20 protein-coding genes are annotated in these 21,380 nt (G+C 47.3%); 9 read left to right on the top strand and 11 right to left on the bottom strand.

Features of this window, described 5'->3' with window-relative positions; genetic code table 11:
* Positions 1 to 3 precede the first annotated feature (3 nt).
* The 7 genes from galE (at position 4) to OX890_RS18035 (ending at position 10,131) form a co-directional block, all read left to right on the top strand.
* Entirely contained in the window at positions 4 to 1,032 is a 1,029-nt protein-coding gene (gene galE / locus OX890_RS18065) for a UDP-glucose 4-epimerase GalE (protein WP_268649673.1), read from the top strand.
* Positions 1,033 to 1,044: 12 nt separating this feature from the next.
* The gene (locus OX890_RS18060; RefSeq protein ID WP_268649672.1) at positions 1,045 to 3,642 is read left to right on the top strand and encodes a hypothetical protein; all 2,598 of its coding nucleotides are present in this window, start codon (positions 1,045 to 1,047) and stop codon (positions 3,640 to 3,642) included.
* Between the two features lie 116 nt (positions 3,643 to 3,758).
* On the top strand, positions 3,759 to 5,048 hold the full coding sequence (locus OX890_RS18055) for an MFS transporter (protein WP_268649671.1): 1,290 nt from the start codon (positions 3,759 to 3,761) through the stop codon (positions 5,046 to 5,048).
* Between the two features lie 26 nt (positions 5,049 to 5,074).
* The gene (locus OX890_RS18050) at positions 5,075 to 6,079 is read left to right on the top strand and encodes a LacI family DNA-binding transcriptional regulator (protein ID WP_012089951.1); all 1,005 of its coding nucleotides are present in this window, start codon (positions 5,075 to 5,077) and stop codon (positions 6,077 to 6,079) included.
* Between the two features lie 255 nt (positions 6,080 to 6,334).
* Positions 6,335 to 6,625: a DUF2607 family protein gene (locus OX890_RS18045; RefSeq protein WP_126492582.1), complete on the top strand. Its 291-nt coding sequence runs from the start codon at positions 6,335 to 6,337 to the stop codon at positions 6,623 to 6,625.
* An 85-nt stretch (positions 6,626 to 6,710) separates the two neighbouring features.
* Complete coding sequence (locus tag OX890_RS18040) at positions 6,711 to 8,858, top strand: TonB-dependent siderophore receptor (protein ID WP_126492581.1); 2,148 nt, start codon at positions 6,711 to 6,713, stop codon at positions 8,856 to 8,858.
* The gene (locus OX890_RS18035; protein WP_126492580.1) at positions 8,848 to 10,131 is read left to right on the top strand and encodes a DUF1624 domain-containing protein; all 1,284 of its coding nucleotides are present in this window, start codon (positions 8,848 to 8,850) and stop codon (positions 10,129 to 10,131) included. Before OX890_RS18040 ends, OX890_RS18035 begins: the two co-directional genes overlap by 11 nt.
* Before the next feature lie 139 nt (positions 10,132 to 10,270).
* Here the strand turns inward: OX890_RS18035 and dpsA are convergent, their stop codons facing one another.
* On the bottom strand, positions 10,271 to 10,738 hold the full coding sequence (gene dpsA, locus OX890_RS18030; protein ID WP_006086968.1) for a DNA starvation/stationary phase protection protein DpsA: 468 nt from the start codon (positions 10,736 to 10,738) through the stop codon (positions 10,271 to 10,273).
* A 253-nt stretch (positions 10,739 to 10,991) separates the two neighbouring features.
* Between dpsA and OX890_RS18025 the strand changes: the two genes are divergently transcribed.
* Positions 10,992 to 11,357 (top strand): hypothetical protein, encoded by a 366-nt coding sequence (locus tag OX890_RS18025; RefSeq protein ID WP_268649670.1) that lies wholly within the window; start codon positions 10,992 to 10,994, stop codon positions 11,355 to 11,357.
* 48 nt (positions 11,358 to 11,405) lie between these two features.
* Positions 11,406 to 11,954, top strand: a complete 549-nt coding sequence (gene rimI / locus OX890_RS18020) for a ribosomal protein S18-alanine N-acetyltransferase (RefSeq protein WP_425347531.1) — start codon at positions 11,406 to 11,408, stop codon at positions 11,952 to 11,954.
* 193 nt (positions 11,955 to 12,147) lie between these two features.
* Here rimI and lipA read toward each other — a convergent pair whose 3' ends face one another.
* From lipA to rsfS, 10 genes are all read right to left on the bottom strand, one after another.
* Positions 12,148 to 13,113, bottom strand: a complete 966-nt coding sequence (gene lipA / locus OX890_RS18015; RefSeq protein ID WP_028761485.1) for a lipoyl synthase — start codon at positions 13,111 to 13,113, stop codon at positions 12,148 to 12,150.
* Positions 13,110 to 13,763, bottom strand: coding sequence for a lipoyl(octanoyl) transferase LipB (gene lipB, locus OX890_RS18010; RefSeq protein WP_006082759.1), 654 nt, complete (start codon positions 13,761 to 13,763; stop codon positions 13,110 to 13,112). The genes lipA and lipB overlap by 4 nt, the downstream gene beginning before the upstream one ends.
* Before the next feature lie 92 nt (positions 13,764 to 13,855).
* The gene (gene ybeD / locus OX890_RS18005; RefSeq protein WP_006082758.1) at positions 13,856 to 14,122 is read right to left on the bottom strand and encodes a DUF493 family protein YbeD; all 267 of its coding nucleotides are present in this window, start codon (positions 14,120 to 14,122) and stop codon (positions 13,856 to 13,858) included.
* A gap of 121 nt (positions 14,123 to 14,243) precedes the next feature.
* Complete coding sequence (locus OX890_RS18000; protein ID WP_012587015.1) at positions 14,244 to 15,419, bottom strand: serine hydrolase; 1,176 nt, start codon at positions 15,417 to 15,419, stop codon at positions 14,244 to 14,246.
* A 141-nt stretch (positions 15,420 to 15,560) separates the two neighbouring features.
* Positions 15,561 to 16,394 carry a septal ring lytic transglycosylase RlpA family protein gene (locus OX890_RS17995; protein WP_012089943.1) on the bottom strand — a complete coding sequence of 278 codons (834 nt, stop codon included), beginning with the start codon at positions 16,392 to 16,394 and terminating at the stop codon, positions 15,561 to 15,563.
* Positions 16,378 to 17,448 carry a lytic murein transglycosylase B gene (gene mltB / locus OX890_RS17990; protein ID WP_126492578.1) on the bottom strand — a complete coding sequence of 357 codons (1,071 nt, stop codon included), beginning with the start codon at positions 17,446 to 17,448 and terminating at the stop codon, positions 16,378 to 16,380. Before mltB ends, OX890_RS17995 begins: the two co-directional genes overlap by 17 nt.
* A gap of 16 nt (positions 17,449 to 17,464) precedes the next feature.
* Positions 17,465 to 18,571 (bottom strand): rod shape-determining protein RodA, encoded by a 1,107-nt coding sequence (gene rodA, locus OX890_RS17985; protein WP_006082754.1) that lies wholly within the window; start codon positions 18,569 to 18,571, stop codon positions 17,465 to 17,467.
* A complete protein-coding gene (mrdA, locus tag OX890_RS17980; RefSeq protein WP_006082753.1) occupies positions 18,568 to 20,424 on the bottom strand; it encodes a penicillin-binding protein 2 in 1,857 nt (618 codons plus the stop codon). Before mrdA ends, rodA begins: the two co-directional genes overlap by 4 nt.
* Positions 20,425 to 20,485: 61 nt before the next feature.
* On the bottom strand, positions 20,486 to 20,956 hold the full coding sequence (gene rlmH, locus OX890_RS17975) for a 23S rRNA (pseudouridine(1915)-N(3))-methyltransferase RlmH (protein WP_006082752.1): 471 nt from the start codon (positions 20,954 to 20,956) through the stop codon (positions 20,486 to 20,488).
* Positions 20,956 to 21,285 (bottom strand): ribosome silencing factor, encoded by a 330-nt coding sequence (gene rsfS, locus OX890_RS17970; RefSeq protein ID WP_006082751.1) that lies wholly within the window; start codon positions 21,283 to 21,285, stop codon positions 20,956 to 20,958. Before rsfS ends, rlmH begins: the two co-directional genes overlap by 1 nt.
* Positions 21,286 to 21,380 lie beyond the last annotated feature (95 nt).

Here is a 21,380-nt window from a genome sequence, read left to right as displayed (position 1 = left end):
ACGATGAAAGTATTAGTGACAGGTGGCGCTGGCTACATAGGTTCGCATACCGTGTTGGCATTATTACAACAGGACCACCAAGTGGTGGTGTTTGATAATTTGTGTAATGCCAGTGAGGTGCCGTTAGCACGAATCGAAGCGATGACGGGTAAACACATCGAGTTTTTCCGTGGTGATATTCGTGATGTCGCGGCATTAGATGCCGTGTTCGGGGCGCATCAATTTGATGCTGTGATCCATTTCGCCGCGCTCAAAGCGGTTGGCGAATCGACACAAAAACCGCTGGCCTATTATCAAACCAATGTACACGGCAGTGTGTGTTTGCTTGAGGCCATGCAGCGCCATCAAGTCACTGATTTTATTTTTAGTTCATCGGCAACTGTCTATGGTGAGCAGGCAAGCGTGCCTTATCTTGAGTCAATGCCGCTAGGGTCTCCTTCGAGTCCCTACGGTGCGACTAAGGTGATGGTCGAGCGCATTATGGCCGATTATGCGGCCGCTAACCCTGAATTCAGGGGCGTATCCCTACGTTATTTCAATCCTATCGGTGCTCACGAAAGCGGTAACTTAGGCGAAGATCCTAAGGGGATCCCGAATAATTTATTACCTTATTTAGCCCAAGTCGCAGTGGGTCGCCGCGCCCATTTAAGTGTCTTTGGTGGTGATTATCCAACGCAAGATGGCACCTGTTTACGGGATTATCTGCATGTGATGGATTTAGCCGAAGGCCATACGGCGGCGCTTAATTGGTTGGCAGACCATCCACAGCAGCGTGGCATTGAAGCGTTCAACTTAGGAACGGGTCAAGGTGTGTCAGTGCTGGACATTATCGCTGCCTTTGAACAGGCGAGTGGTGTGCCCGTTCCCTATGAGATCTCACCACGTCGCGCGGGCGATCTCGCTGCATTTTGGGCCAATGCCGATAAAGCCAGCACTGTGCTAGGTTGGCAAGCTAAACGCAATCTCACCCAGATGATGCAGGATACTTGGCGTTGGCAAAGTCAAAATCCTTCGGGCTACAGTGAAGAATAAAAGGAATTGTGCATGAAATTACTCACCAAATTAGCAGCAGTACTTGCGTTATCACCTTTGTTACCGTTATTGAGCGCGAGTGTGTTTGCGGCTGATGCGAAGGTTGAAGACGGAGTGTTATACCTAGACGATGGCAGTGAAGTGCGTAACTTTGGCGTGAATTACTCTGCGCCATTTGCCTTTACCTACCGTGCAATGGTTAAAAGCGGTGTTGATATGCACGCCGCTATCGACATGGATGTGGCGCATCTTAAGCGTCTTGGTGTGACGGGCTATCGCGTGCACGTTTTTGACAGAGAAGTTTCCGATGCAAAAGGGAACTTAGTCGATAATGTTCATCTAGAACTGCTGGATTATTTACTGAATAAGCTTGCCGCTAATGGTATTCGCGCCATTATTACCCCGATTGCGTGGTGGGGTAATGGTTATCCAGCGCCGGATACAGAGACTCAAGGATTTGCTAATGGCTTTACTAAAGCGCAGATGAATACTGAGCCTAAGGCTATTGCGGCGACGCATACTTATCTGAAACAATTCTTTGCCCATAAGAACCGTTATAGCGGTGTGACCTATGGTCAGGATGCCAACATTATTGCCTTTGAATTGTTTAACGAGCCGAGTCACCATGGCGATGTTTATCAGAGTCAAAACTATATCAATGGCTTAATTAAGGTGAGCCATGAGAGTGGCGTAACGAAACCGCTGTTTTATAACATTAGCGAGCAGGGCGACAACCCAGCCTTTGCAAAAGCGGTATGCGATTCTAATATCGATGGAGTTGCCTATCAGTGGTATCCGACTGGGCTGGTAAAAATGAGCCGGATTAACAGTAATACTCTGGTCAATGTTGCCCATTACACTAATCCTTTCGCCGATATTGAAGCTTGTAAGACGAAGGCGAAAATGATTTATGAGTTTGATGCTGCAGATGTCACGGGCAGTGTCATGTATCCGGCAATGGCACGCAGTTTCCGTGAGGCAGGTTTCCAATGGGCGACCCAGTTTGCCTACGATTCAGCTGTGATTGCTAACAGTAATGCTGAGTACAACACCCATTTTCTCAATCTGCTGTATACCCCATCCAAAGCCATCAGTTTTTTGATTGCAGGTGAGGTATTCAGGCAAGTTCCCCGCGGTTTTGAGGGCGGTGCTTATCCGCAAAGTAACCATTTTGCTGATGTGACTTTAGATTATGGCCACGATGTCAGTGTATTAAATCAGCCAGCGCGTTTTTATTACAGTAATAGCACAGATGAAAAGCCACAAGCGCCTACAAAACTTGAGCATATCGCTGGCGTTGGCAGTTCTGCGATCGTTAATTATGACGGCAATGGTAGCTACTTTTTAGATAAGCTCAGCGATGGGTTATGGCAATTAGAAGTGTATCCCGATGCCTTAGCCCTAACCGATCCACATCAGAACTCGAGTTTAAAGCGTGAAGCTGTGCGTTTGTATCAAGCTTCGCGGCATTTTAATCTGGCTCTGTCGGATTTAGGCCAACAATATTGGCTGCAAGGTGTCAATCAAGGTAATCGCGCTTCGCTACAAGCCAGCAAAGGCACAGTGCAGTTAACGCCGGGCAAGTATTTAGTCGCTAAAAATAAATCCTTACTTGCTTCAACTCAGTCCAAGATTGATGACCATTATTATCTGCCGCCTATGCCGCATCAAACCTTAGCCTTAGTGCACCAAAATCTGCAGGCGCTGAATCAAGGTGATGCACTCACCTTTAGCGCTAGCGTGATGGATGCCAAAGCCATAGATAAAGTTGAGCTTTATGTTCGCTATCTTGGTGATAGTGAGTTTAAGGTTTATCCGATGGAGGCCCATGGCAGTGTCTATCGTCAAACCCTCACTGATGTCAAAAACTGGCAGCGAACAGGGGCGATTGAGTATGCCTTTGTAGTGACTCAACAAGCCTCTGGTCAAACAAGCCTCCCCGGTAATGCCGAGGGAAATCCGAATGAGTGGGATTTTGTGAAGAGTAGCGGTGCAGCTTTTTATCAATTTGAGTGGCGCGCGAAAGGCACTCCGGTGAGCTTGTTTAATGCTTCGCTCGATAGGGACAATTTAATCTACCCACAAAATGCCCGTAGTGAATGGCGTTTCCAAAGTGGTGTGCGAGATCAAGGGCTTGGGTTGCAACTTTATATCCCAAGTCTAGTGACATCTGCTACAGGTTCAGAGGCGGACAATGTGCTCGTGCGTATCTCACCCGCTAAGGATAATGCGCTGTCACAACGCAACCTTAAGGGATACGATGCCGTGCAACTACGTATCTATGCCGACCAAGCTAATGAGCTTGTGTCTGTCGCACTGTTAAATGAGCATGGGCTCGCCTATGGCACGGTTGTGACATTGCAGGCTGGATGGCAATCCATTACCATGCCTGTAGCCGATTTATCACCCATGCCGACTGTATTAACAAAGGCTTATCCTATGTTTATGCCGATGAATTATCCTCATTCTGAACCCTATACGTTCGACGCTGAGGCGCTGAGCAAATTACAGGGCGTGCAGTTGGGGTTTGTGGCAAAGGATTATGAAATCAAGGCGAGGGATAAAGGCCATAATCTCGTCTTATCTGAAATAAATTTAATTAAGAGGTAAGGGCTATATCGATAAGCCACGCGAATAAGGCTAACAGGGCTCCGCGAGAAGATAACTCTGCGAGTGATGCCGTAAGTCATAGCCTAGATTTAGCGCCTAAAAAGCACCTGCAATGGGTGCTTGGTGCAGGCTTTTTCGCGGCATTTATCGCCCAGCAAGGGTTAGTCGCGTTAGCCTTACCCTATTATCAAATGCTGCGTGGCTTAGATCCCTTACTCTTAGGCGCTTTGCTGAGTTTACCTATCGTCTGTGGTGCCACGCTTTCGGGGCGAATTATGTCGTTGTTGCAGCGACAATTGTGGACCGAACGGCGGATAATATTAACCTGTGGTTGGGTAACCGCCGTGTTATTTGGCTTCTTGTGGATGGTCCCAGCAGATTGGCCTATGGCTTGGCAGTGGTCTGTGTTAGTGGCGTTGTGTTTGTGCTACAGCCTTTCAATGACAGTGCTGATCCTCACCTTAAAGCTATTAGCCTTTCGTTTGGCTTTGATGAGCGGCGATGGGCAAGGGGTGTTTAGTCACATTACCTTGTTCGAAAAGATTGCCGCCGTTTTGTACTTTTGGTTATTCCCATTAACTCAGCTGGCCTTTTTTACTGATGCAACGAGCGGTGTACGAATAATAGGTTGGCTGGTGGGCTTAGGCTTAATCGGCAGTTTATGTACTTTAGTCGCTTGGCAATTCGCCCCTGAGCGGGTGCGATTAGGCGATAGCCGGATGAAGATCGCAACAGAGATGGCGCCAACCTTGAGCGCGCATACTCAAAGGCAGGTCAACCGATTACTGTGGATCTCGGCATTGCAATTTGGCGCCGTGGGGATTTGCATCAGTTTTGATTATTACTTACTGGTGTATTTTGTGGCTGCAGGTGACGTGACCGAAGGCTCAACGCTTAAGGGCGCGTTATCGAGTGGCTATGCGATAGCGGGAGCCTTGTATTTACCTTTGCTCGCCCGTGGTGTTAAGCAGTGGGGCGCGGTGACGACATTACAAAAAGTATTCGTATTTACGGTTTTAGGCAGTTTGCTCAAATGGTATGTGTATACGCCGTATGGTTATTGGGCATTGTGGATAGATGCTGTGATTGGTGCCGCTATTTGGACGGCGATGACCAGTATTATCCCCAATATGCTCACCGAACTGGGTCGCGATACAGGACAAGATATCAGTCCTTATTTAGTCAGTCGTCACCACACAGTGATCAGCATGAGCTTAGTGCTGGCAATGCTAGGGTCTGGTGAGCTACTTAATTTAGTTGGTTTTGATGCCAGTTTAGCGGGCAATCAAACGGATAGTACCTTGTTTGCTATGCGTTTATTATTGTCTTTCGGCAGTTTTATTTTTACCCTTGGTGCCCTAATGATCTTGTCTCGATACAAGGCCGATAGGTTAATTAATTCATAGTACGATTTCCGGTTAAAGGGGATAAATTGGCTACCATAAAAGATGTCGCGAGAGTGGCGGGTGTCTCAATTGCAACTGTATCACGGGTTGTTAACGGTCAGGGCAAGGTTGGCGCCCAGTGCCGCACACGGGTGCAGAAGGTGATAGAACAACTTAACTATCGCCCAAACTCGAACGCTAAAGCGCTTGTTAAACGCAGTACTAATACGATTGGTATCGTCACGCCGAATTTATCTATGTCGTTTTTTAGCAGCTTAGCCTGCGGCGCGGAACGTGCTGCCCGTGAGCGTGGTTATGGCTTGATTATGCGTAACTCGCTTTATGAGACTCAGTCTGAAATCGATGCGATTGAATCCCTGCGCGATCAAAACTGTGACGCTATTATTCTCCACAGTGAGTATTCGGATGAGTCGACCTTAATCGGCCTCACTGAGCAAATCCCCGGCCTTGTGATCATCAACCGCTTTATCCCTAAAATTGCCGATCGCTGCGTTTGGCTCGACAATGTGACCAGTGCCCAAGAGGCGACTAATTACTTACTCGACCGCGGCCATAAAGATTTCGCTGTGATCACCAGTATTTACCAAAACCGCGATCCTGCTTCACGCATATTGGGGGTACGCCAAGCTCTGTTGTTGCGGGATATGAAGTTGCCATTGGATGCTATCGAAGAGTCCACCGCCAATATGGAAGGTGGCGAAGCCGCAGTACAAGCCTTACTCGCAAGAGGCACACCATTCACGGCCATCTTAGCTTATAACGACTTAATGGCGATTGGTGCGATTCATGCCTTATTCGCGGCGGGAATTAGGGTGCCAGAAGATGTCTCTGTGATTGGTTTTGATGACTTATCCATTGCCCGTGCTTGCCGTCCTCGATTGACGACCATGCATTACCCGATTGAGGAAATGGCCAATTACGCTACAGATTTAGCCATTAAGTTAGCCTCAAATGCCACGGCGGAATCACGCAATACTCACCTATTTTTATCCAACTTAGTCGAGCGAGACTCGGTTGCGGCCTTAGTTTAAACACGCCCTCGCTATTTTTTTGATGGCGGAGTCAGGCTCGAATCCTCCCTCATAAGGCGAAGCGACCTGACTCTATGATGCTGTGATGAGGTGCTTAGAGTGATTTCGCTCCAACAAAGCCTTTCAACGAACTCCTTCAACAAACTGTCGTATACCTCTTGTAACATTTAAGCCCTGCGGCTTAGGTAAATCGGTTTGCAACTTTAGTTGTGCTTAACATACAATCGCCTGCCAAATTATTTGAGGAAGTATGGTTTGAATAGTGTGATGCAAACAAGACGCACCCTAGCGATATGGCTTGCTGCCATGTTGGTGCTATTGTCTGTGGCCATTGCTGTTCACAGTATTTCCCATGCCAATGAAGACCCTAAGTCCCATTGTTCGCTGTGCTTACATCAGCACCAGTTGCAACATGCGATAACCAGTACGCCCTTTCATTTTCAATTGGCTCAGCAGAGTTATATCTCGGTTGAGTTCCAAGCCATTTCCTTTAAACGACCTTTTAGTCGTTTCTTCAATAGTCGTGCTCCGCCCATAACAGCATAAGTTACTGTTTATTCAATTTATCTTAATTAACTTTGAGCGCCTTGGCTTAGCTAAGGCGCCGATGCTGTTTATTTTCGGAGTGAAAATGACCTCTTTTTATATTCCCAAGCGCGTTGCGCTTTTGCTGGGCGCCTTGTTTGCGCTCAATCCTATTTCAATGTTGTTGGCTGCGGAGGATGCTCAATCTGGTAATGCTATTTTAGAGACTGACATTGAGCGTTTAAGTATCCACTATCGCCAAGCTTACCGTGGCAATGTGTCTGCAACTGAGCTTCCCCAAGCGATCAGTGTGTTAGATGAGCAATTGATCAAAGATGCAGGGCTGACGCGGTTTCAAGATGTACTGGATTATTCCGCCAGTGTGGCGCGGCAAAACAATGGCGGCGGTTTGTGGGATAGCTTTTCCCTGCGCGGCTTTCCGGGCAACGAAAACATGCCATCGGGCTATTTAATTAATGGTTTTAATGGCGGTCGAGGTTTTAGTGGTCATAGAGATTTATCGAATGTGGCCTACGTGGAGATCTTAAAAGGCCCTGGTTCGGCGCTTTATGGTCGCTCTGAGCCCGGCGGTACAGTCAATATTGTGACTAAGAAACCTCAGTATCAAACCAGCGGTTATTTAAAGGCATCGGCAGGAAGTTTCGATCAATATCGATTAGAGGGGGATGTGACTTCCGGCTTGACCGACAATGTGGCATTTCGAATTAACGGCGCGTGGCAGGAACACGATAGTTTTCGCGATTATGTGTTCAGCGATAAAAAAATCGTCACGCCGTCAGTGCGTTGGCAGATTTCCGATAAAGCCTCGTTACTTTATGAAATGGAATACCTCAAGCAAGAACAGTTATTCGATCGCGGCATTATTGTGCTTAACAATACTATCAATACTGTGCCACGGTCGCGTTATTTAGGTGAACCTAATGATGGCGCAACGGAGGTGAATGCCACAGGGCATCAGCTGACCTATGACTATGAATTAAATGATGATTGGTCATTAACTGCTGGCTATAACTACCGAGACTCTAGCTTGAAGGGGTATTCGTCTGATGCCGAGTTGGCAAAGGGGCGGCAATCACTATTTGATGATGGTCGCACGCTTACCAGACAGCACAGATACCGAGATTATGCCTCCGAGGATAATTCACTGCGTCTAGAGTTAAGTGGGCATGTGGATACGGGTTTTATTCGCCACAATTTGCTGCTCGGCGCCGATGCCTATCACTACAGTTTAAAGACAGGCTTGTATCGCTATCGCGGCAAAAAGGGCGAATATGCCATTGATATTTATGAGCCGCAATATGGTGGGCCTCAGCCAGAGGTGAGTTTGTTGTATGAGAATAACGAAACCCAAAAGGCGTGGGGCACATACCTGCAAGATCAAATGGATCTTACTGAAAAGTGGAAGTTGCACCTTGGGTTAAGGTTCGATAGCTATCAGCAAGATATCAGTGAAGTCGCGAAAGACACGCTATCAGAGCAAACCGATAGTAGGGTTAGCCCCAAGGTGGGTCTGGTGTATTTATGGTCCGATGCCCTAAGTTTCTATAGTTCTTATTCTGAAGGCTTTTTACCGCTTTCGGGAACCGACTTTGCGGGTAAACCCTTCGAAGCCGAAGAGAGCAAATCGGTTGAACTAGGAATAAAGTTTAATGGTACTTGGCTAAACGATCTTCCTATAAACGGTAGTTTAGCCGTGTTCGATGCGCAAAAGAGCAATATTTTGACCTCAGATCCTATCAATGTTGGTTTTTCTGCCACCTTAGGTAAAGCCAAAAGTAGCGGGGTTGAACTCGATGTAGCCGCCGAGCTGACGGAGGATTTACAAGCAAAATTATCCTACGCCTATTTAAATACCCGCACCGCCAACGATAGCTTGAACCCCGACTGGGGCGTGCTTATCCCTGCGGGAAGTCCTCTGGTTAATGTGCCAAAACATACTGCGAGCGTGATGCTGAAGCGGGATTTGAATGCATTTTCTATTGATGGACATTTAGGCATGAGTTGGCGTTATGTGGATTCTCGTCTGGGTGATTCTGCCGATCCGAGTTTCCAATTACCGTCGTATCAGTTAGTTGGACTGTTTATGAATACTCACCTGAGCGATAACTTCATCTTTGGCGTCAATCTGGACAACTTATTGGATGAAGATTACATCGCCAGCAGTTATTCAGCGCTCTGGGCTGTGCCGGGTGAGCCACGTAGCATTAAAGTGAGTGTTAGCTATGAGTTCTAATATCAGTTCGAATTCTGCGCTGTCAGTCCATTTTTCGGAACAAGCATCGGCCCACACATCGGAACAAGTATCGGAACAATCATCAAATCGGGCGCTTGGTCGAAGCCGTATCAATAGTATCGATATGATGCGCGGCCTGGTGATGCTCATCATGCTGCTCGACCATGTGCGGGAACGGTTTTTCCTGCATATGCAGGTGAGCGATCCTATGGATTTGAGTTCGACCTCTTGGGGACTGTTTCTAAGCCGCTTTGCCGCGCATTTTTGTGCGCCAGTGTTTGTGTTTCTAACGGGTGTTTCAGCATGGCTTTATGCCAATCGCAGTCATGGCGAGCCGCGTTCAGCGCGGGCGTTTTTGATTAAACGTGGTTTGTTTTTAATCGCGCTCGAAATTGTAGTGATTAACATCTCTTGGATGGGTAACTACCACACGCTTTGGTTGCAGGTCATTTGGGTGATCGGCCTGAGCATGTTAACGCTGGCGGCGCTGATAAATCTGCCTAGAGCTTGGATGGCACTTTTAGGCTTTGCGATTGTTTTTGGCCATAATCTGTTGACGCCAATTCATTTTCAACCCAATGAGTGGGCTTACGGCCTGTGGACCCTATTGCACGATCGTGGATATCTTGTCAGTGAAGGGGTATTAAAGATCAAAGTGAGTTATCCCGCGCTGCCTTGGATGGGCGTGATATTACTGGGCTATGTCGCTGGGCCCATTTTCAGCAATAAATCGAATAACAACTTGCTTGAAGCATCGCAGCGCCAGCAAACACTGTTGCAGTTAGGGATAAGCTGTTGGGTACTTTTTGCTGTGCTACGCGGGTTTAACCTCTATGGCGAAACCTTGCCTTGGCAGGCGGGGGCACATTTGGGTGAAACCTTAATGTCGGTATTCAACTTAACCAAATACCCACCATCATTAAGCTTTTTACTGGTGACCTTAGGCGGCATGTTCTTTAGCTTAGTGGCGTTTGAGCGGTATTTTGCATCAAGTGGCAAAGTTGGAGGGAGATTAGCGCGAGTCGGCCACGGGTTGTCTGTGTTTGGCTCAGTCCCTATGTTCTTCTATATCTTACATTTGTACGTTCTGTTACTGCTTTATCGCTTAGCGAAATTCATCTTTGGCGCAAACCATGGTGAGTACTTTGGGGTGAATAGTATGGGATGGATTTGGTTCATCACGGGCATGTTAGTTATTGCGCTGTATTATCCCGTTAAGTGGTTTAGTGAATATAAAAAGCACAGTACTCAGGCTTGGATTAAGTACCTCTAAATTTAAGTGCCTCTAATTTAAGTGCCTCTAAATCTAAGCACTTCTAAACTTGAGTGATATCGCTTTAAAGGAAAAGTCGCCAAGCGTAACCGCTTGGCGACTTTTTTGTTTTGGTTAGCGAAATAATACGGCTAGCGAATTATTCCGTTAATAAGCTGCGTAGCATCCAGGCATTTTTTTCATGCAGCTGGATACGTTGGGTAAGCAGATCCGCAGTCGCTTCGTCATTGGCTTGATTCACCAGTGGATATAGGGCTCTGGCGTTACGGATCACTAACTCTTGATCGTTTAACAGTTCGCGGATCATGGTTTCGGCTTTGGTGACGCCCTGATCTTCTTTAATTTCAGTCAGCGCGGCATAGGCCGAATAGGACCCTAGCGCTCTGGCGCCTAGTGCACGCACCCGCTCTGCGATAAGGTCAACCGCAAGGGCAAGCTCGGTATACTGCTGTTCAAATAGCAAATGCAGGCTAGTGAACATGGGGCCGGTAACATTCCAGTGAAAGCTGTGGGTTTTAAGATACAGGCTGTAGCTGTCGGCCAAGAGTTGGTTGAGGCCAGCGGCGATTTCTTCTCTGTTGGCTTGATTGATACCTATGTTTATCATGGCGTTCTCCTGCTATTGTCTTACTGAGTGTGTTCAGTCTAATCTTCTGATATTAAATGTAAAATGAGTAAATTAGATTTTATACATCTATAAATCCGATTGAACTTTCCTGCGTTAAACGCCGTAATGGTGCTGTCATTAATCGGCTTGATATCAGCTCCATTAGCCGCGTGGCAGTAACAATGCCTAGGCAGAACTGCTATCCTAGCGGCATATTGTGAGTCGATACTTGAATTGAATAAAACTGACCCTAATGAATAAATCAGCCTATTTAACCGCCATGAATGTGACAACTTGGCGAGTGCGCGACAGTAAGGTGAAACCTTATTTAGTGATTTGGGATGAAAACGGTGAGTTACCCGAGGCTGAACCGCTTATCGAAGCTGTGCTAAAGCTTATCGACGTCAAACGCGAAGAGTGTGATTTTGATTGTGAGCCCCATACGGGTAAACAGATTGTCTGGGATTTGCGACGCCATAAAGTCAGGCCACGCACCGCATGGTTAGTATCTGAACCCTTAGCCGATTTATTAGTGGGTTGGCAGGCTAAAAGCGCACTCTGGCAGCAGATTTACCAATGGCGCGAGCAAGTTAGCGGCCAAGCTCCAAGCAAGTCTTGATCTTTACTCGTAAATATCATTAATAACCAATACTTTGGAATACCAGCGTTGAACATCCCACCAGAAGATAGTCTATTCACAACACCCTTCGCAGCACAATTGACAGCAGGTTTGCCTGTTGAGCTTGTGGCACTCACGCTTAAAGATGTTCCTCAAATGGCGCAGCTTGAATCTATGGCCCATAGCCACCCCATGAGTGAGGGCAATCTTGCTGATTGTTTCGGGCATTTATACCGAGTTCTAGGTTTAAAGCAGGCGAAACCTAACGCAGCTTCAGTTTCGGATTCGGTTGATGGCCTTTTAGGCTTTGCAATAGTGCAGCAAATTGTTGATGAAGTGACTTTATTGGATATTTGCCTATTACCAAGCCAGCAGGGTAAAGGCTACGGCAAGTTATTACTGAATGCTGTGGTGGCTTCGGCCAAGGCATCAGCCGCCGTGGTGCTTATGCTAGAAGTGCGAGAGTCCAATCTTGCCGCTCGCGCTTTATATCAAAAGGCCGGCTTTATTGAATCAGGACGCCGCAAAGGTTACTACCCAATAGCAGGCGGTAAAGAAGACGCTATCTTGATGGATTTAGCGATAACCCAAGAATAAGCTGAGCATTTGCATTCATGTCGTAAAACGATAGCAATGCTAACAGTTTTTATAAACGGCAGTCATAAAAAATTCCATAAAAAAAACAGCGCTTAAGCGCTGTTTTTTATTTGGATAACCCTGAACTCTATATCACTTAAATTCAGCATCACCTGAAGTTTGCATCAAGGTTATCCGCATCTAAGTCAGAAGGTTATTTCACTTCTTTACCTTGGGCTTGCAAGTCTGCATGGTAGCTTGAGCGCACTAATGGGCCACAGGCTGCATGGGTAAAACCTAGCTCATCGGCTAAGGCTTTAAGCTCGTCAAACTCTGCTGGTGGCACATAACGTTCAACTGGCAAGTGGAACTTAGACGGCTGTAGGTATTGGCCTAAGGTCAGCATTTCAACCTTGTGCTCACGCAGATCACGTAGCACTTGGGCGATTTCTTCGTTGGTTTCACCTAAACCCATCATCAGGCCAGATTTAGTCGGCACATTGGGATGACGTTCTTTAAAGCGTTTTAGCAGATCGAGCGACCATTGGTAATTTGCACCCGGGCGCGCTTTACGATAATGCATTGGCGCTGTTTCTAAGTTGTGGTTGAACACATCAGGCGGCTCAGTCGATAAAATATCTAAGGCGGCATCGATACGACCACGGAAATCAGGCACTAAGGTTTCGATCTTGATATCTGGATTCAGTTTACGAATTTCGCGGATACAATCGGCAAAATGCTGGGCACCACCATCACGTAAATCGTCACGATCTACCGAGGTAATGACCACGTATTTCAGCTTCATATCGCGGATTGTTTGCGCCAATTTAACCGGCTCTTCGGCGTCAGGCTTAAGCGGACGACCATGGGCTACGTCGCAGAATGGGCAACGACGGGTACAAATCGCACCCAAAATCATAAAGGTCGCTGTGCCGTGGTTAAAGCATTCGGCGAGGTTAGGGCAAGAAGCCTCTTCACAGACCGAGTGCAGGCCATTTTTACGCAGTGCTTGCTTGATATCTAAAATGCGTTGATTCGATGCCGGCAGTTTAACCCGTAACCAATCGGGTTTACGCAACATAGTGTCGCGCTCTGAGGGGACGATTTTGACCGGAATACGAGACACTTTATCGGCATCTCTTAATTTGACTCCGGGTTGTAAACGTTCAGGCCTATTCATGACGCTGCTAATCCTTGATGATGAACTAGGTGTTGATAGCCCAGTAATTGGCTAAAAGTAATGGTGAGTTGCTCGCCTGCTTCAATCACGGTTTGTGGTCCGCCAAGCGCTTTGCATTGCACCATTTCAAGACCGGCATAACCACAAGGGTTGATGCGGCGAAATGGCGCCAGATCCATGTCGACATTGAGGGCTAATCCATGGAATGAACAGCCTTTACGAATGCGTAATCCTAGGGAGGCGATTTTGCGTTCATCCACATATACGCCCGGCGCATCGGCCTTGGCATAAGCGTTAATGTCGTACTTGGCGAGCATATCGACAATGCTTTGCTCTATATGGGTGACGAGTTGACGTACGCCGACTTTACTACGTTTTATATCGAGAAGAGGATATACCACTAGTTGGCCTGGGCCGTGGTAAGTGACTTGACCGCCGCGGTCCACTTGGATAACCGGAATATCGCCAGCATTTAAAATATGCTCGCTTTTGCCGGCTTGGCCTTGGGTAAACACGGGCGGATGCTCGACAATCCACAGTTCATCATGGCTTTCGCTGTCGCGCGTATCAGTGTAATGCTGCATCGCATGCCACACTGATTCGTAATCTTGTTTTCCAAGATGTCGAATGTGCAAAGTCGTGTCTTGCAAGGGCAACCTCTCCCCTTAGAAATGAGTGGGCTATTATACGCTTATTGGCCATAAATGTAAGACAGATCACATTTCATGGCCTTGAGGAATATTTATAGTACGCGGCGTACACCTTCGATGGCGGCAAGTTCAGTGTACAAAATCTCGATATGATCTTTGCTGGTGACTGTCACGCGAATCGTGATGGAGTGATAGCTACCTTTGCTCGACGTTTTGGTCGACGGAGAGTAATCACCTGGTGCATGTTTCTGTACCACAGCCACAACTTTGTCAGTTAACGTTTCATGGGCTTCACCGACGACCTTAAAAGGAAATGCGCAGGGGAAATCCATCAGTTCATCAAATTTAGTGTCTAACATACTCAGTACTCTTAGCGGCTATATTGGGATATATATGGTGACGATTATACCCGATTCAAGGGCGATGCACTCCCCAAAAAAATAAAGCCACCCGAAGGTGGCTTTATTTATGTGACTTAGCTTAGCTAAACCATCCAGAAAACATCTGCTTAAAGTAATCTACTAATTTACTAAACCAGCTGCCTTCGTTGACTTCTTGCAACGTCACCAGTGGGAACTGGGCGATGTCTTTACCATCAAGTTGGAAGAATAGACGGCCAACAGTTTCACCTTTCTTTAAAGGTGCATCTAATGGTTTAGTCAGCTCGAAGTTAGCTTTCAAGTCTTTACCACGGCCACGGCTGATGGTGATAGGTGTGTCAGTTGCCACGCCTAAATCAACCGTGCTCTTGTCGCCGTACCAAATTTGCTGAGTGATAAAGCTATCGCCCGCCTTGTATGGTGTTACGGTTTCGAAGAAACGGAAGCCATAGGTCAGTAATTTCTTACTTTCAGCTTTACGGGCAGATTCACTTTGAGTACCCATCACCACTGAAATTAAACGCATGCCATCTTTGGTTGCTGATGCTACTAAGTTGTAGCCTGCACCTGAGGTGTGACCGGTTTTGATGCCGTCCACGTCCATGCTGTTATCCCACAATAAACCATTACGGTTGTATTGTTTGATACCATTGAATGTATAGAATTTTTCGCTATAGATGTGGTATTCATCTGGCACGTCGCGGATTAACGCTGCGCCCAGTAATGCCATATCATAGGCGGTTGATTTGTGGTTTTCTGCATCTAAACCGTGGGCGTTTTCGAAGTAGCTATCACGCATTCCCAGTTGCTTCGCCCATGAGTTCATCATGTCAACGAAGGCGCCTTCAGTACCGGCAATGTGCTCGGCCATCGCCACACACGCATCGTTACCCGATTGAATGATGATACCGCGGTTTAGATCGCCCACTTTAACCGTAGTGCCCACTTCAATGAACATCTTAGAAGAGTCAGAGAAGTTTTTAGACCAAGCATTTTTACTGATAGTCACATCATCATCAACGGAGACATTGCCCGCTTTGATTTCTTGACCGATCACGTAACTGGTCATCATCTTAGTTAAACTGGCTGGGTTAAGGCTTTCGTAAGCGTTACTTTCAGCAATAATCTGACCCGAATTATAATCCATCAATACGAACGCCTTGGCGGCTACTGAAGGTGCATCAGGTGTAATAATAGGCTGCGCAGCATAAACGGGGAGAGAGGCACTGGAAATTAGCAGCAATGTTTTAATGGGACTTTTTACAAAATTCATCATTAACTTGGCACGTCTTTTAGTTGTATGAAATGGAAAGGATTCGAGAAGATCTTCAACAGTGTACCACTTTCCGACAGTGGGTTTTAGTGAAGGTTCCTTCATCTCTATTTTTAAATCAATTCTGATCAGAGCAAACGGTCATTATTCATGGACGATATAGCCCTCAGGAAAACCGTTTTGCTTGACGTTATTGAGTAGCTTGTCGGCTAACTCTGGCTGGCCTATGGGGCCGAGCTGTAGTCTAAACATATTGTTTGCCGCTTGTACACGGGTCTTGACCTGATATTTCTGTTCAAGCTCTTTCGCCATGGCATTGAGTTTGGCCCTATCTTTGGAGGCAACTAACTGAATGTAATGATTGCCCGTATCTTGCGCGCTGACTACGCCAGAATTAGTGGCTGCAACACTGCCAACATAAACCACATCCAGTTTGATCCGCGCTGTGCCTTTGCCGAGCATACCGAGTTTATAGGCGGCGGCGTAGGAGACATCGAGAATACGATCTGAGTGGAATGGTCCACGGTCGTTGATGCGAATGATCACTTGCTTATTGTTATCTAAGTTAGTGATCCGAGCGTAACTTGGCAGTGGCAGTGTCTTATGGGCGCCTGACATGGAATACATGTCATAGGGCTCGCCATTAGAAGTCTCGTAGCCATGGAATTTCTCTCCATACCAAGAGGCGCGGCCGGTTTCACTAAAGCCTTGGCCTGTGTTCATCACAGTATAAGACTCACCGTAAACCGTATAGGGCTTGTTGCCACGGCGGCTATAAGGCTCGTACTTAGGCGTCGCGTTCGGCACATTATCCACATTCGGTGGATTCAGCGGCAGCTTGTCATTCTTCAGCGAATAACGGCCCTTGTTCGGGTCCATGTTTTTCTTGCTGGCGTTGTTTGGGCTTGAAGAACACGCCGCAAGGGCGAAGCACATAACCAAGGCGGCAAGCTGTAAAAGATTATTTTTTAGAGGCATGCTGTTCTTTTAATTGTTGGCTAAATTGATAAACGGCCATTGAATACAAAGGGCTACGATTATAGCGAGTGATAACATAAAAGTTATTTAAGCCAAGCCAGTAGTCACTGTGATCCGCTTGTTCAAGCTCAATCAGTAAGCCTTTTTGCGAAACATCTAAGTCCCGCGCATCGGCTAAGGCTAAGGTCGGCGTTAAAATATCTGCAACTTTATAGTTCAGCTTTTCACCTGCCCACACTTTCGCTTTAGGTGCAGTTTTGCTGTTATTCACTAACGGTAAAGCGACCGGCGCATTGGCTTGCCAACCGTGTTCGTGGAAATAATTGGCCACACTGCCGATGGCATCCTCAGGACTTTGTAATAAATCGCGGTTGCCGCTGCCATCGAAATCAACCGCGTAATGGCGGTAACTTGAGGGGATAAACTGGCCATAACCCATAGCACCTGCATAGGAGCCCTTGAGGGTATCGATATCTAAATGTTCTTCTTTCACTAACTTCATTAACTCGCCAAATTCCTTACGGAAAAAGGTGGCGCGCGGCGGATAGTGAAACCCTAAGGTATAGAGGGCATCAATCACAGGATAATTGCCCGTGTATTGGCCGTAGAAGGTTTCAATACCGATAATGGCGACAATAATCTGTGGGTCAACTTTGTACTTGGCCGCGGCTTTTGCGATGGTTTTCTCGTGTTTTTTCCAAAAGGCGAGACCAGCGTCGAGGCGTTTCTCGGTTAAGAAGATGGGATAATACACATGCCAAGGTTTTGCTTCCCATGGACGGGTCATCGCATCGATAACCCCTTGGTTGTATTTTGCCTTGTCGAGAAAAGCGAGCACTTCTGCACGAGTAAAACCTTGTTTTACTTGAGCTTGGATAAACTCTTCTTTGAGTTCAGCGGGAATTGTGGGCGCGACTTCAGCGGCCGGAGCCACTGGCGTGCTTGGAACGGGTGCCTGCGCGGGTGTCGGTTCGTTCGCCGTGGTACAGGCGACTAACAATGAGCTAAAACACAGTAAACCGAGTGGAGCTAGAAAAGCTCGGAGAGTAGGCATGAAAAGTCCCTAAAAATTATCTATCTACGAAACGTCTATGGGTATGAATGCTCATAAGAATGCCAAACCCTGTCATCAATGTCAGCATGGAGGTTCCACCATAACTGACAAGGGGCAGTGGTACACCTACCACGGGCAGGATACCTGAAACCATGCCAATATTCACAAAAACATAAACGAAAAAAGTTAGCGTGATACTACCGGCCAGTAGTCGAGCGAAGCTGGTTTGGGCGCGTGAAGCGATGACTAAGCCGCGGCCAATAATATAGAGGTACATAATTAACAGTAAGATACTGCCAATTAAGCCAAATTCTTCACCGATCACCGCAAAGATAAAATCGGTATGACGTTCAGGGATAAATTCAAGCTGTGACTGAGTGCCGTCGAGCCAACCTTTGCCCCAGAGTCCACCAGAGCCAATAGCGATTTTCGACTGAATAATGTGATAACCCGCGCCGAGGGGATCTTGCTCAGGATCGAGCAGGGTTAATACCCGCGTTCTTTGGTAATCGTGCATCAAGAAATACCAAAGGATAGGCAGGAAGGCGAGCACTGCGGCGATAAAGCCGCCAACAATGAGCCAGCTCATGCCCGATAAAAACAGCACGAAAATGCCCGATGCGGCCACCAGAATCGATGTGCCGAGGTCGGGTTGTTTAGCGATAAGTAGAGTCGGCACCAGCAAGATCACCGCCGCACCCGCAAGATAGCGTTTCTTCGGCGGCAGAGGGAACTTACTGATATACCAAGCCATAGTGATAGGGAAGGCGAGTTTAATCAGCTCTGAGGGTTGAAACTCCATAAAGCCTAAGTTCAACCAGCGCTGTGCGCCTTTGTTGATTTCACCGAAAAAGTGCACCCCAAGCAGCAAGACAATCCCTGCCAGATAAATGGGTAAGGCCCAGCGTTTAAGCGCTTCAGGATTGATTTGCGCCATAGTGAACATGATGCCGAGCGACAACACCATACGGAACAACTGCCGCTCCATCATCTCTAAATCTTCGCCGCTGGCAGAATAGATGACGAACAGGCCAAAGCCCATCACAGCCAATAGGCCGAGCAATAATGGCAAGTCTATGTGTAAGCGTTGCCAGATGTTTTGATATTGGCTATGGGTACTCATGGTTGCGGTTTCCAAGTATCTCTAAGCATATATTCATCGAGCATGGCGCGAGCGACGGGGCCAGCATTTGCGCCACCCCAACCTGCGTTTTCCATCACGACTGCGAGGACGATTTTAGGATCTTCGAAGGGCGCATAGGCCACAACTAAGGCATTATCGCGGAAATGTTCGGCAATTTTACTCGCATCGTATTTGGTATTTTCTGCTACGCCAATAACCTGCGCCGTACCTGTTTTCATCGCGGCGGTGTAAGTGGCATCGGTAAAGCGTGATTTATTCGCCGTCTGGCGCATCGCTTCGTTGATGATATTCCAGTTACGGGGACTATTAAGCTCAATCGGCGGTAACTCATTAATCGGTGAGTCAATCTTGGCCGTATTGTCTTTAATGGACTTCAGCAGATGCGGCGGAAAACGACGGCCTTTGTTAGCCATGATCCCAACGGCATTCGCCAGTTGTAATGGGGTTGCTGTCCAATAACCTTGGCCAATACCGACGGAAATGGTATCGCCTATGTACCAAGCTTGATTGTACTTTAAGCGTTTCCATTCTTTGGATGGCATGTTGCCGGAGGATTCTTCAAAGATATCGATTCCGGTATTTTGACCAAAGCCAAATTGCTCCATAAAGCGGGCAATATGGTCTACCCCAACTTTGTAGGCGAGTTCGTAGAAGAAGGTATCGCAGGATTCGGTAATGGCACTGTAAACGTTAACCCAGCCGTGTCCCCAGCGTCTCCAGTCACGGTACTTACGTTCGACACCGGGAATTTGCCAAAAACCTGGGTCCCACACACGGGTGCTCTCGGTAATGACTTTTTCATCTAAACCTAAGAGTGCGAGATGGGGCTTGATGGTTGATGCGGGCGCATATTGACCTTGGGTTGCGCGGTTGATCAAGGGGCGTGATTTATCGTTGAGTAAGGCGCTGTAATCTTTGTTATTAATTCCTTGTACAAATTGGTTTGGATCATAGCTTGGGCTCGACACCATAGCTAAAACGCCACCGTCACGGGGATCGATTGCAACAATAGAACCGCGCAGACCTGTGAGTAGCTCAACCGCTTTTTGCTGCAGCTTCAGATCTAACGTCAGGTAAATATCTTGCCCCGGCTCTGGCGGCACAATTTTTAAGGTGCGAATCGCGCGGCCTCGGTTGTTCACTTCTTCTTCTAAGTGACCCGGTTTGCCATGCAGTAGGGATTCATAAAATTTTTCAATGCCTTGCTTACCAATGTCTTTGGTAGCCGCATAGTTTTTCCACAGATCGCTGCGCTCTAACTGGGCGCGATCTCGGGTGTTAATCTTGCCAACATAACCCAGCACATGGGTGATTTGCGCGCCATAGGGATAATTACGCTTCAGGCCAGCTTCTACGGAAATGCCTGGAAATTTATGTTGGTTAACACTGAAAATCGCCACTTGCTCTTCGGTGAGCTGGTTTTTCAGCGTCAGTGGCTTGAAGCGGCGATGAAATTTCAGCGCTTCGGTAAAGGTTTCGCGCTCATCCTCACTGATCTCAATTAACTTGCCGAGCTCATCTAAGGTCTCTGACATGTTACTGATTTTTTCGGGAACTAGATCGAGGGAATAGAAGGGTAAGTTTTCAGCTAATAGCACGCCGTTACGATCGTAAATAAGACCACGGCTCGGGGCAATTGGGACAACGCGGATACGGTTATCATTCGAGCGAGTTTCATAATCCTTATAGGATTCAACCTGTAAATGATAAAGGTTGGTAACTAACACGCTTAATAGGGCGAAAACGCAAAAAAAGGTGAATAGCGCTCGGCGCTTAAAAAGAGACGCCTCGGCGGCGTGATCATGCATTGTTATCCGCTTTTTTGGCGACACTTATGCTATCTCCGGCTGATCCCATGACGGGTGGTTGACACTCGTTAACATCAAGATCCCGCTATTCTCTATGGTAGGGGTGATTCGTGTTCACGCTCCACGCGCGGTACAAACTTTCGGCGACCACAACCCGTACTAGGGGATGAGGTAAGGTTAATGCCGACAGGCACCAACTTTGGTTTGCCGCTTCTTTGCAAGCTGGCGCTAATCCTTCCGGTCCGCCAATCAGTAAACTGACATCGCGACCATCCAGTTGCCATTTAGTCAACGCGGTTGCTAGCTCGGGGGTCGTCCAGTTTTTGCCGGGGAGATCTAAGCTAACAATATGATTGCCTTTGGGAATAGCCGCCAACATTTGTTCGCCTTCCTTTTGAAGGATCCGGACAATGTCGGCATTTTTCCCCCGCTTTCCAGCGGGTATTTCGATGAGCTCCAGCGCCATATCACGGGGAAAACGGCGCTGGTATTCTTCGAAACCACGGGTAACCCAATCGGGCATCCGTGTTCCTACTGCGATGAGCTGTAACTTCATCAGTCTTGCTTTTCTGACCAGAGCTTTTCAAGCTGGTAGAAATCACGGGTTTGATCTTGCATAACGTGCAGGATCACATCGCCCATGTCCACAAGAACCCATTCGCTGCTTTCGCGGCCTTCAACACCTAAAGGTGGAATACCGGCTTTTTTCGCTTCAACCACAAGGTTTTCAGCGATAGCTTTAACGTGAGTCTTTGATGTACCTGAACATATGACCATGTAGTCAGTGATGTTAGATTGCTTGCTGACATCCAGAACAACAACGTCTCTGGCTTTCAAGTCGTCGATCTTGTCGACAACAAACTGTTTTAATTCCGCGCTCTGCACGCTGGCGTACCTCATTAATTTTAAATAGCGCGGTAGTATACCAGTGTTGCTGCTGGGAATACATTGCCATTGGCAGTTGAGTTGGCGATATCTGC

It is taken from the genome of Shewanella sp. DAU305 (assembly GCF_026802235.1).
In the GTDB taxonomy this organism is placed as follows: domain Bacteria; phylum Pseudomonadota; class Gammaproteobacteria; order Enterobacterales; family Shewanellaceae; genus Shewanella; species Shewanella baltica.
Note: the sequence above shows the minus strand (reverse complement) of the source record. Positions and strands in the feature narration are given on the sequence as shown.